The organism is Paraburkholderia guartelaensis (genome assembly GCF_004353905.1).
Classification (GTDB): domain Bacteria; phylum Pseudomonadota; class Gammaproteobacteria; order Burkholderiales; family Burkholderiaceae; genus Paraburkholderia; species Paraburkholderia guartelaensis.
In genome coordinates this window covers 1-12,473 of the sequence record NZ_SMOD01000065.1, presented here as the reverse complement: position 1 = coordinate 12,473, position 12,473 = coordinate 1, and the positions used below count along the sequence as shown (strand labels likewise).

The 12,473-nt window shown below is 56.8% G+C and carries 6 protein-coding genes and 1 pseudogene; 4 read left to right on the top strand and 3 right to left on the bottom strand.

Going from position 1 to position 12,473, the window contains the following annotated elements; all coding sequences use genetic code 11:
- The first annotated feature begins 228 nt into the window (after positions 1–228).
- A complete protein-coding gene (locus tag E1N52_RS40125) occupies positions 229–1,998 on the top strand; it encodes an ABC transporter ATP-binding protein/permease (RefSeq protein ID WP_133190334.1) in 1,770 nt (589 codons plus the stop codon).
- Between the two features lie 1,097 nt (positions 1,999–3,095).
- Here the strand turns inward: E1N52_RS40125 and E1N52_RS40120 are convergent.
- Entirely contained in the window at positions 3,096–4,499 is a 1,404-nt protein-coding gene (locus tag E1N52_RS40120; RefSeq protein ID WP_028208133.1) for a replication initiation protein, read from the bottom strand.
- 915 nt (positions 4,500–5,414) lie between these two features.
- Between E1N52_RS40120 and E1N52_RS40115 the strand changes: the two genes are divergently transcribed.
- Both E1N52_RS40115 and E1N52_RS40110 read left to right on the top strand, forming a co-directional pair.
- A complete protein-coding gene (locus tag E1N52_RS40115) occupies positions 5,415–6,626 on the top strand; it encodes a ParA family protein (protein WP_165979559.1) in 1,212 nt (403 codons plus the stop codon).
- Complete coding sequence (locus E1N52_RS40110) at positions 6,623–7,591, top strand: ParB/RepB/Spo0J family partition protein (RefSeq protein WP_028208131.1); 969 nt, start codon at positions 6,623–6,625, stop codon at positions 7,589–7,591. The genes E1N52_RS40115 and E1N52_RS40110 overlap by 4 nt, the downstream gene beginning before the upstream one ends.
- Before the next feature lie 3,975 nt (positions 7,592–11,566).
- Here the strand turns inward: E1N52_RS40110 and E1N52_RS40105 are convergent.
- Both E1N52_RS40105 and E1N52_RS44430 read right to left on the bottom strand, forming a co-directional pair.
- On the bottom strand, positions 11,567–11,893 hold the full coding sequence (locus tag E1N52_RS40105) for a hypothetical protein (protein ID WP_133190332.1): 327 nt from the start codon (positions 11,891–11,893) through the stop codon (positions 11,567–11,569).
- Positions 11,890–12,033, bottom strand: a complete 144-nt coding sequence (locus E1N52_RS44430) for a hypothetical protein (RefSeq protein ID WP_165979558.1) — start codon at positions 12,031–12,033, stop codon at positions 11,890–11,892. The genes E1N52_RS40105 and E1N52_RS44430 overlap by 4 nt, the downstream gene beginning before the upstream one ends.
- 196 nt (positions 12,034–12,229) lie before the next feature.
- Here E1N52_RS44430 and E1N52_RS40100 point away from each other — a divergent pair.
- Positions 12,230–12,473: pseudogene (locus tag E1N52_RS40100) on the top strand (IS256 family transposase); the annotation flags it as partial.

Here is a 12,473-nt window from a genome sequence, read left to right as displayed (position 1 = left end):
CGCTGAATTCGGGCTTGAGACGACTTGAAACTATGAACCGTTTCTCGTCGGCGCGGTGAGCGGGCAGCCTGACTGGTCGCGCCCTACAATCATTTCATGTCCGCCGGATCCACCTGACCTGGTTCGAAAGCGCACTCGCAAACGCTGCCGCCAGAGCGCCGTGCACGCCAGAACCCGGGAACCACCTCGTGTACCCGGTCCGCATTCACTGTGCGTCAAGGGGCGCTCATGAACAATCCATCTTCTGGTCCTGCAACCCGGCAACCGGACAGTATCTCAGCCTGGAGCCTGATCAGACCGTACTGGGTTTCGGAGGAGCGCAGAACCGCGTGGGGCCTGCTGATCACGATCATCGCCATGGACCTGCTTCTGGTCGGCATCAACGCCAGGCTGAACACGTGGAACCGCGACTTCTACAACGCTCTGGAAGGCAGAAATGTGCACGAATTCCCGCAGTTGATGCTGATTTTCAGCGCGCTCACTTTTGCGTTCGTCGCGATTTCCGTCTACAACCGCTATCTGCGCCAGATGCTTGGCTTCCGGTGGCGCCAGTGGCTGACCACGTCCTATCTGCAGGAATGGCTGGGCGGCAAAACTTTCTATCGCATCGAGCGCGACCGCCTCACCGACAATCCTGATCAACGGATCGCGGTCGACCTCGAGTCATTCGCCACCACCACGCTTACGCTCACACTCGACCTGCTCTCGACGCTCGAGACACTCGCCTGGTTCTCGACCGTCCTGTGGAGTACGGGGGGCGCGCTGGCAGTCATGATGGGGAGCACGCCCGTTCAGATTCCTGGCTACATGCTCTGGGCAGCCATCGTCTATGCGATTGCCGGCTCACTTCTGACAAACAAGGTCGCGCATCCGCTTGTGTCGATCAACTACCAGATGCAGCGCGTCGAGGCGGATTTCCGCTTCGGCCTGATCCGTGTACGCGAAAACGCCGAGCAGATTGCTTTCTACGACGGTATGAAGGCCGAGGAGTTGGCCGCCCAGGACCTGTTCGGCCGGATCCGTGACAACTGGTGGCGCGTGATGAAGTACACGCGGCGCTACAGCTTCGTGTTCAACTTCTACGGTCAGATCGCCGACATCTTTCCGATCGTCGTGGCATCGCCCCGCTATTTCGCAGGTGTGTTCAGTTTCGGCACACTGATGCAAATCTCCGATGCATTCGGTACGGTTAGCGAATCGCTTTCGTGGTTCATCAACAATTACGACACGCTCGCCCAATGGCGCGCAACGGTCAACCGTCTGTGCGAGTTCAGGCGCGTCATGCAGCTACCTCATCTGAAAGAATCCGTATCGCCCGCAACCGAGCATAGTGGCATCAACCTGCACTACGTCGACGAGAGCAAGCTCACCACGCACAAGCTCACGCTTGCGCTGCCCAACGGCGAGACGCTCGCGAGTGTGCGTGACATTGCTGTCAAGCCCGGTTCGCGCTGGCTCGTGCATGGGCCGTCCGGCTCGGGCAAAAGCACCTTTCTGCGCGCGCTGGCCGGTCTCTGGCCATTCGGAAACGGCTCGATCGACGCACCTGTGAACGCGCGCATGATGTTCGTCCCTCAGCAGAGCTACCTGCCGGCTGGCACCCTGAAGACTGTGCTTACCTACCCCGCAGCAAGCGCCAGCTTCAGCGACGAAGCATGCCGCGAGGCGCTGCGTCTGTGTCGGCTTGAGGGCTATGTCGAGCGACTGCATGAGTCCAACTCCTGGTGGCGCATTCTTTCTCCCGGCGAACAGCAGTGGCTAGCTGCCGCACGCGTGCTGATGCACAAGCCTAACTACGTGTTCCTCGATGAAGCGACGAGTGCGCTCGACAGTGAGAACGAAGGGCATCTGTACTACCTGCTGACCGAACGACTGCCGAACCGGACGATTGTCAGCGTCACGCATCGCCAGTCGCTCGGGAGATTTCACCAGGAGACCCTGGAGATCGCACGTGCGCGCGAGCACGCAGTGGCATATACACGGCCGCCGTCGACCTGACCGTTTGACCGCGAGCGGTCCACAAACTCTGTTGGTGGACCGCTCGCGGTCGAGCTCACGGCCATATTATTCTGGACTACGATGTATATCTTCCATGCGTGACGGCCCTCCACCAGATCGGAGAGATCTGGCATCGTTCGTCGGCGAGCCTCCTTGCGAACAGATCATCCCCGATGCAGTATCCGCCGATGGCACGTCCCGTACGGCATTTTCGGACTGGAGCCGGCGCAGGGTACAGGCGTAAATACCAGATACCCACGACGCTCGCTTCATCGCGGGGCGCCAAGACGCCGCAGCAATACGATGTCGGCTGCGCCAGCCGTGAGTTAGGGTGCGAATACCCGCCTGCCTGAAGACGAGGTTTTGCGCCCGGCACGTGTTGGAGGACGAAATTCCGGATGACCGTTAGTCGCGTTTCCCGGACGGACAGCTGCGGCGGGTGGCGACGGATGGCCGTTTTGACAGTTTGCAGAGATTTTTTTGGTCTATGCGATGGCTACGCAGTCACACATCCACTCACCGTCGACACCAAACCCAATAGTCGACCTAGACCAAGTCAGCGCGCTAGTCGACCGGGCCGACCGGGATAGCTATTTCGCACGACGCCGACCCCGTTGCCGGAAGCGGGTACGGCGCTCACCGCGAACCTCGCTTGATTTTGAGCGCTCTCGTGCGAAAGGCTTCGCGTCCGACGAACTTGAGGTTTTCGCCTGCCGCTTTCTCCCTGCGACGGTACATTCGCCATTAACGAAGGCACAATTGCGGGAAAAAGTGCGCCATTGGCGATCGCATAATTCGCCAAAGTCCCCGCCGCGTAAGGCTTTGCGTCCGACGGGGCTGGGAGGTTTTCGCCCGTCGCTTTCCCCTGGCGACGGCACATTTGCCATTAACGAAGGCACAATAGACAGCGAGTCTTGGCGAAGCGCAGCGGAATGGCAGGCGCCGCCATGTCGTAGGCACAATCGTTGAACACGCGCGCGTTGCTCGTCAGGTTTGTTACGAATTGGACGTCACTTACTTCGGAGCAAGCAGTTGGACGTTTGTGCTACTGAACGCCGAACAAACGTGCGACAGACCTTTCGGTGCCCTCACGTCTCCTATTTACTGGCTCGCGACACGCTGATTCGTCCAAAAACAAATTGTCCGAGGTACCAGCCAAGTTCCCCACTTCCGAGGATGTCTCCTTCGGTGACATCACCGGGCTCAAGCTTCATGCGGCGGAGCATCAGCTTGCCCTCCCGGGAGTTCACCCAGCCACGTATGAAGTCCCGTTTGCTCCTCTCGTCGGCGGCCATATAGTGTTCGCGACCGATTCTCGCCTCCTCGTTCATGCGTGCGCGCGATTCCTCCTCTCTTGAGGCAATGCTGTGCGCAACCGAGGCATGAAGCTCCGCCGCTTCAGTGCTCTGCTGGGCTTCGTTGCTCAACAGTTTCGCCTGCACTTCGACCATCGTTCGCTCGGCCTCCGACATCTTCCAGTTGTCGCGTAGTGCCTTCATCAGATAACCAGACGGACTCTTCTTGACCTGTCCGCGGTGAAGCCGGAAACGCGTGTACTCGATTGCTTGCTGGATGCGTTCATCCGTCCACGTATCGCGGTTCTCTGAGATCTCGCTGAAGTGCCGCGATGACAGGTTGAACTCGTCCTTGAGCACCTTGTAGACATGGCTCGCGTCAGCAAGGCTCGCCATCACTGCGTCGGCCGTGTCTTTTCGCTTGAGCACGAAGCGCAGACGATCGATTTTCTTCGAAGAGGTGGACTCGGTCCTCGTTTCATACGAGAGCTCGATGTCGGACACTTCGTTGATCTCCTTGACCGCAGGTTCGAGCCAGTCACGCTTGAAGTATTTGAAAATCGCCGCGTTCGCGCCGATTTTCCCAGGCCATGTCCGCATCACCTCAAGCGGAATCCATTCGGTGCGCCCGGCCGGAACGCTTGGCAGTACCTTGTCGTAGATCGCTCTGGCCAGACTTCTCGTGAAGGCAGTCGATATCCGTAAGCTCAGCCAATGTGATTTTCGTGGGTCGCGAATATGTGGCACTAAGGTCGGGTGAACGTCGAACCGAATGCGCCCACGATGAAAGGCCACTAGCCCGATGAGTTGGACCTGGACCCACAAGTCATCTTCATGCGGGTCGCGGTCTGAGGGCGTATTCGTCAAGCGAATCTTGGCATTCTGGGCTTCGTCGGCGATAGTCCGGAGGTGCTTGAGATTGCGGCTGTCATAGCGCATCAGCCACTTGAAGTAGTTCAGTTCGACGTCATACTGGTCCTGCGTCTGAGACTCCTGGGCGACGATGAAGTACGCCGCGTCCAAGAAGCGCCGCGCCGGCAACCCCATGTTCACGATTTCGGTGAAGAAGTTGTTGCGCTGATATCCGATCTCGCGGCTCGACTCGTTCACTGGCAAACCGAGATCGAACATGTCCTCGAACAACGCCAAGGCCATTTGCCGAGGTGTCGTTTTCGTTCTGCCCTCTTCCGGATTGTCCGATGCCATTGCGTGAGTTGCCCGATTGGATTCACGCGACTTTATCACTCATGGGTGAGGTGTCAACACAACGAACCTCACCATCACGGAGGGCTGTCAAGCACGCCTGCGGGCTTCTAGCGAACTGAGCACAAGGAACCTCACCGTGCGCACAACGAACCTCACCATACCGATCCCGCGATTGTCGATGCGGGCCGTACACCGCGGCCCCCCGAGCTGTTTCGTTCAGATTGCACAAAGGACCTCACCATTGTGGATAAGTGCGATCCTTGCTCATCGAACCTCACCATTGTGCGGGTGCAATCTCACCTTTTCGGGTCAAAAGCCTCACTTTCATGCACATCTGACCTCACCTTCAGCACAATCAGCCTCACCTTTATGGGCCTAACTAGCTGATTATTATGGATACATGAGTCTCCTGTTAGTTTGTGTGTTCGGTTTTTGTTTACAAAAACAACATACAAACACGTACCCCAAAAGAGCGATAGCTTGCGCAGTGCAGCAGATCGAGCGGCTGGTAGTCGAATCTCCAAGGCTGTTTCCGTACTTTTGCAGTTCTGGCGTGAGGGAGACTTGCCGATTCAAGGTGAGGTCCATTGTGCACACCGCTAATTGTGACGTCCCGAGGATTCAAATGCGGATGCTTCGGGCCGCCCGAGGGGGGTGAAGGTGAGGTTGATTGTGCTTTTGGCGTACGGATACCGAGTTGTTCGCCATTTTGTGGTTTGTTTTGGGCGCGTCACGCAGGGGAAGGTGAGCCTATTTGTGCTCGATTTGTCGGGGCTCGTCCATGCAATTCGAGATTTGCGCGTGCCAGAACCCTGGGAAATGCAATTTATTTCTATGTTTACAGTGATTTAGGCTGAAAATTTCAAGTAGCTTCTGTATTATGAGGTTTGTCTATGACCTCACGAAAACCTCAGAATGGTGAAAACAAGCCAACTTCCAGCTGTTGACCGGACTGTGCCTCTGGAGCAGATTAGCGCGTTCGCTGAGAAGGTGTCGATTTTTACGGACGAATTGCGCGAAACCATCCTCGCACCAAGACCCCGAAAGGCTGCGCCCGTATTCAAGACCGGCGAGATTGCCGCGATGTGCAACATCACGCATTCACAGGTTCAATATCTGGCCACGAAAGCGGATGGTGAATTGCCGCCAGGCACCGCAGCAGGTACTGGCCGCACACGGACCTTCACGCTAGAGGAGGCCCGCGTCTGGGTGCAGAAAGTCTCAGACATTTACCAGACTCCCCTCGTGACGGGGACGAGAGAGCCTGATGGGAAAATAATCATAACAGCCCAGCTCAAAGGCGGGTCCGCAAAGACCACGACGACAATGTGCCTTGCCCAAGGCCTTACGCTACGGGGACGCAAGGTCCTCGTCGTCGACCTCGATCCGCAAGCCTCGTTGTCTGAACTCTGTGGCTTGTATGCAGAGAAGGATGTCACGCCGGAGGACACGGTGCTCCCCTATATTTACGACCAGCAAATTGAAGGGGGCCTCGGAGCACGCGTTCAGTCAACTTACTGGGACGGCCTCGACGTCATCCCGGCCCATACAGAACTCATTGGGGCGGAATTTCATTTGCCCGCAATGCAGAAGATCAAGCCGGGATTCAAGTTCTGGACGGTACTGCGAGAAGGTCTCGAGCCACTTCGCAAGCAATATGACTACATCCTTATGGATACGTCACCGTCGCTGTCCTATATGAATCTGAACGCGCTCCTGGCGGCGGACGCGCTGGTGATGCCGATGGTTCCGGAGAACCTAGATTTCATCAGCTCATTGTCGTTTTGGCGTTTGTTCTCGGACGTATCGAAGAGCTTTATCAAGTACGAGCAAGGCAAGAAGTATGACTTCATCTCGTTGCTGCTATCGAGGGTGGACTACGGACGTACTTCGTCGGCGCCGATAGTTCGTGCGTGGGCGGAGAGCGCATACGAGAACTGGCTTCATGCCATCGAGGTGCCTGCGAGTTCGGTCATGAGTACCGGCGCACTCGCCTTTTCCACAGTGTTCGATATCAGCAGCTCGCATAGTGCGGCTAAGGCGCTGCAGCGCGTTCGACAGCCACTCATCGACTACTGCCGCTGGATGGACGAAATTTATGAAGAGAAATGGAGGACCGCGCAATGAGCAATATGCGTGAACAACTGCTGGCGAAGACCGCCGGAATTCGAAAGACGTCCTCGATCAATGAGGACGAGGTGAAGCGTACGGAGCGCACGCAGACTGCACCTGGGCTTGCTGGTGCGCTTGCGGTCGCACAACTACGCGTGCAGGAACTCGAGGCGGCCGGTGTTGCGTCGCAGTTGTCGGTTGCAGCGATTGCTCCTAATCCGTGGCAACCGCGCCGGATATTCAACGAAACAAAGTTGAGCGAGTTGGCGGAGTCGATTCGTGAGGTCGGGCAGGTGCAACCGATCGTCGTGCGACGTGTGGAGTCGGGCTATCAGATCGTTGCGGGCGAGCGGCGCTGGCGCGCACACAAGGTTCTGGGCCTGGATTCGATCAAGGCCGTGGTGGCGGATTGCTCCGATTCAGACATGGCAGTCTTGGCGATGGTCGAAAATGTCAGCCGTGACGATCTGTCGGACTATGAGATTAGCCTCTCGATCCGGCGTACGGAAAAGGAGTTTCCGGACCGAAAGCGATTGGCTGAGGCACTTGGGCTCTCGCGAAGTGGGCTCTTTCAGTTTCTGAGCTTCGACAAGCTCCCGGCGTTCATCCTTAAGGACCTGGATATTCAGCCGCGCCTCTTGGGAGCAAACGCCGCCGAAGCAATCGTATCGGCTATCCGGAAGTTCGGGGAGGCTGGTCTTTCGGCCGCGCGTGAGATTTGGCCCGACGTGGTTTCGGGAGAACTTGAGCAAGGGAAAGCGGCGGGGGCAATCAAGCTGCTCGCGACGCGTGGTGCCACTTCCGCGAGCGCGAACGAGAGAAGTATTGACAAGTTTTTCGCCGGTAAGGAGCACGCAGGATCGATTACAAAGGACATGAACGGTTTTAGTATTAAGTTCAAGCCAGGGGTGATGACGGAGGCCCTTGAGGCGCAAATACGGGCACTAATTAGTGAGACGTTCAATCCTCATCCGAAATGAGCGAAGTCAGTTTTTCTTCGAAACCCGCCTTGAGCGGGTTTTTTTGCGCCTGTGTTTCGGCGGCCCATACTATGGACTTGTGCGATGGTACCGATCGAAGTTGCGCTGCGTGTCGTTTTCGCCGGGACACGAACAACGAGGTGACGCAACGAGTCCATACTATGGACCCTGTGGCAACGGGATTGCCATATCGAGGCCCCTTTACGTATTGCGCTTGGCTTGCGCTTTGCCGGTGATTCAGGCTGAACTTGGGCATGCCGCCCCTCTACGCGACTCGGCATGCAACTGGAAAAGAAACTGGCCACGCCTGACAAACGCGCCGCGATGGCGCGAAAGTGAATGAATCACGTACCGGTCCATAGTATGGATTCTGAAGACCTGATCTGCATAGACGCGCGACGGACCTTGAGTCCGGTGATCGATATCGCGGGCCCGAGCGTTGAGCATCGGAGAGGGCCTGCTAGGCGAGATGCCCCGGTAATTTTCGCGTCCATTTGTGAGCGAGCTAAGCAGGTTCGCGCAAAGTCCATAGTACGGATTCGACGTGTCACAGTTGAACTGCCGCGTACAATGCGGCACCTGTGCGTATCAGTTCGGGCCTTTTCGAAGTTAGTGAATGCTCGGTTAGCCAGCGGAGCCTATATCGTTGGTGGCCTTCGTGGAACGTGGCAAGCAAGAGGAGAGCAAGTTGGCGTCTTGCTTAACCAGCTAGGACAGCTCCCTATCTGTAGCTGTGAGAAGAGGTCGTCTTGGCAATGAGGGAGTAATGCTAGCCGTAGGCGCTGACGCCCCATTCATCTGACGCGCAACTTAATCTGTACACGCTCGCCGCATCATCGCGGAACTGGCGAAATGGCACAACTGCGCGAAAAGAGAACTGTGAGAGTCGACGTCTCTCGATCCATGGGCAGCCATCTAGTCTCCCTTTTTGGGGCCGCTTGTTTGGCATCCGATGCGCGAGTACATCTTCTCTGTAATGGAAGTTGGAACGTTTTCTTGAAACCAGCCGCGGACAATCTCATGTCCGACTCATCTACACGATCCTAAACCGCAGCTCTGTCTTGCAAGTTTGGGCCCCTAGTTTTTTGATCGCCTGATCTTCGTTGCTGCAGTTCGTCAAGCATCTGGGTTCTCTGTCCAATTGCTAAATACGCTGCTGCGCTCGTAGTCGTTAGTAAGCTACGGGTCTGTAGCTCTCTTGCGCGGAACTCTCTTGTAACTCGCAGGCTCGACGCCAGGCTTTGGACACTCGTTGACGCGTGGCCGCCCGCCTTGGGTTGTCTCTGAGGCGCATGCCGCGATTGATCAAGTTCTCGTGAGTGTCGCGGCAAAAGACGGCGTCGAGTTCATAGAACACGTCTGTCGCGGAACTAAACTTTCGCCGTGTCCGCGTAACCTTGCGCGCGTCTTATCGTAAGCATGTTGCAGTTGGCATCCGAAGCACTAGTACGGCGCGCAATGTCCGCGCGTTAGCAAGCGGTTATGTCCTACGTATCCCCGCGAGACTGATTGCTCCGATCGACGGACATAGGGCGCTAATTGGGTGTCCGTTCTCGGAGCCATTCTGAATGTCGATCGGTACGGCGTAGAATCGTAGGCAAGGGAGGGGCACGAGTTGACCTTGTCTGCGTGGGACAACTGGTTTGCCGAACATGCAATGAGAGTGCCAGTCTCTATCGCCTGGTATCGATCTCCTCCTTTCTCCGATGCGAGTGTTCCCCGAGCGGGGAAACACCCATCTGGACGTCGAGTTACGATTAACAGAGTCTACGGCGACATCGGTGCGATTGTGAAAATAATGCAACTAACAGATATGAGTAGGTCAAGCAAATTAGCCAAGGGCGAAGCCGGATCGCCCCTCCGTAAGCAATTGCTCGTCTCCATGGCTTGGCGCAGCAACAATTTCGTCTCGCTACGTCGTGAAACATTCGGGGCCAAATTCGCGATGCTCTGAGTTCGCGTACTAGCGGGCCATCCGGGCAAATCTACGATGAATGTTTCACGCCGCGAGCAGGTCAATCGGTGGCAGAGAAATCAGCTTCTGGCCCGGCACACAACATACTCTTCCCAGAAATCATGCCCGTAGTGAATAGCACGTATTTTGTAATGCAATTACTCGGCTATTGCTGAGCGATCTGACGCAGCACTGGACGGTTGCGGGAGGCCCGCGCCCGGACATCTCGTCCAGATTCGCTAGCGCGTAGTGCGCAAGAGGGGGCGTCCACTAATGTATTGACTGGGCGTGCAGTGAACGCGTTTCGACGATGCTCGACCACGTGCCCGACAGTGAAAGGAACTGCAACTGCGGATGCTTGCAATTGGGCTGTCCTTGCTGTGCTGCGGGAGTCGGAGTTCGCCATCGCGCTGCATGTCGTGCAACTGCGGGGCGAGGGCAGCAAGACGTGTTGATCAAGCCGTCCTAGCGGCGCGCGAGCTCATTCATGACATGCATATCGATGGCTCCCCGGCCGAAGCGTCGGGAACGCAGCCGGCCGCAGCTCAGGCTCACTCTAATGATCTCAGACGATCGCTCGGCTGCTCCCGTATGGTCCCGAGTCCAAAGGAGGCGATCGTATCGAACCCTAAGAACGATGCGCGACTAGCTCACCGCTCTTGATTCGCCGGCAGATCAGGAAGACGGTCGGAAGCGTAACTGACACGTCGTAATGCAGCTCCAAAGCTTGCCAAATTCGGACTTCAGTTTGCCCCCTTCGGCGCAGCTCGACAACCAGCGAGACGAGCAAGGCAAACTTCTTTTGAGCTTTTATCTTTCGCGGTGAGGCGGGTTGGGTATTCGACATCTGATGCATTTCCCTCGTTGAACTTCGATCGATTTCCGGCGGCCCATATCGGCAGCTGTAATGTCTTCATGTTCGTCTATTGAAGGGGGGCGTCTGGTTTGAAAACACGCGAGTTTCGCGCTGCATTTAGTTGTGCAGGCGACGCGCTGCCCGTCAAGACAAGCTGGTTTGAATTGGGCGAGCGCTTGAAATACGGGTACGCCATGGTGACAGACAGCAGAGCAAATGAAGCATCGTTCGCTGGTGGCCTCGCTGTTAATGGGAAATGGCAAGCGGAATTTTCACCGTAAGCCTCGACGTAGGCTCTCCGTTTTGGCAGATTGGCAGGTCTGTCGAGGCGTAAGTCATTGAATTTTCAACATCAGGTTGTCGCACCGTGCGAAAACGACTAGAGAAACGCGTGCGCGAGCTAGACCGAGCCATCACGGCTCAGGTGGTGTGAAAAAGAGACAGGGAGGGGGAACTGCGGAGGAGGGAGGAGGACCGATCATTCGGCCCTATTTGAGTCAGCGGAAAAAAATCTTACCAAACTGGAAGGTTCAAGCGAATGGCGCACCGCCGGCACCGGCAGTTCGCCGTCGGCTGCTGATCTTGCAACGAGGTCCGCGTCGGCCGTCGTCTCGAAGTGACACATTTATTACGAATTACGAACTACGCGAAATTTTCAAATTTTCGCGCTAGCCCTACGTGAGCGCGCTCCAAAACGGCAAATTGGCCGTTTTGCGGAGGCGTAAGTCATTGAATTTTCAACACCCGGCTGTCCTACGGTGCGACAACGACGTGCGAAACGCGTGCGCGCGCGTCGACCGATACAGATGGTGTGAAAAAGAGACAGGGAGGGTTACCGCGGGAGAGGGAGGAGGGCCGACCATTCGGCCCTTTATGAGTCAGTGGAAAAACGTCTTACCAAACTGGAAGATGAAGAGCGCGGTCAATCGTGATGCAAACAGGCAGCCAGTCCGAGCAAAATTGTCTGACCTTCAACACTCCGTACTGCCAACGAAAGCGCGCCCTGGCGAGGAAGGTCGCGTCCTCGCCGGGGCGTTCTGGACCGAAGTACCCCCTGCGAACTGACTCCAGCATTTCTGTGGCTGCCGCACGCGCTTCGGCTCGAATCTTCTCTCCGGCACGACTACCGACCTCGTCCATTTCGCCGCGGATGCCTTCCCAGATGTCACCCGCGAGCTGCCTGAACAATAACCTTCTTGTCGGGCATCCGCTCCTCAAGCGCTTTGACTAGCGCGATGAGTTCGTTGTGGCTCGCATACTGAGCCTCGAACGCGATTCGCGCCAGGCGCGTCTCCTCAAAGCCCTCCTTCAATGGAGGCCATGAGGATGGTCGCGGCGCGCATTTGTTCCCCAGGGAGAGTTCAAGCTCGCGAATCCCAAGCACCACTCGGTTGAGGTGCCTGATCTGGTAGACATAGCGAACCGACTCTGCTGTTACCGGGGCTAAGTCATCTTCGGGAAACAGCTCTCCCTTTGGGAAGTCGTGGTTCATCGCGTCGGCTGGATCGCAAGTTCCTTGAACGCGCTGTCGAAATACTCCTGTGCGCTGAATGCCAAATCCTTGGCGATCGACTTGTTGGCGTAGTCCGCTGCGCCGATCAGATCACCGGCCAGTTCCGCCTTATGGGTCAAGGCGTCATAGTTCGTCTTGTCGGTGAGCGCTTGGTTCCTTACGAGTCTACGTTGGTGGTCGGCTTACTCGCGGCGTTGCGGTTCGGAAAGCGAAACTCCCGCTCAAGCTGCCGATTCGTTGGGGATAGTGAGTCGTATCTCTGGGCCTGTCATAAATTTTGTGTGTAAGGCATAACATGTAGCTCAAGGAGCATGTATGCCACGCAAACCCAAGACGTCCCCCGAGGCCCTGACGGCGTTGCCGTCCATTCCGAAGGAACTGATCGACCAGTTCGTGAAGGGGCCGATGACGGCCGAAGCGGTGCATGCCGCCTCAGCGGCGTTCAAGAAGGCGCTGATCGAGCGGGCGCTGGGCGCCGAACTTGGACACCATCTGGGCTATCCGGCCGGCGCCGTGCGGCCCGAGAACGCGACCAACCAGCGCAACGGCAAGAGCGGCA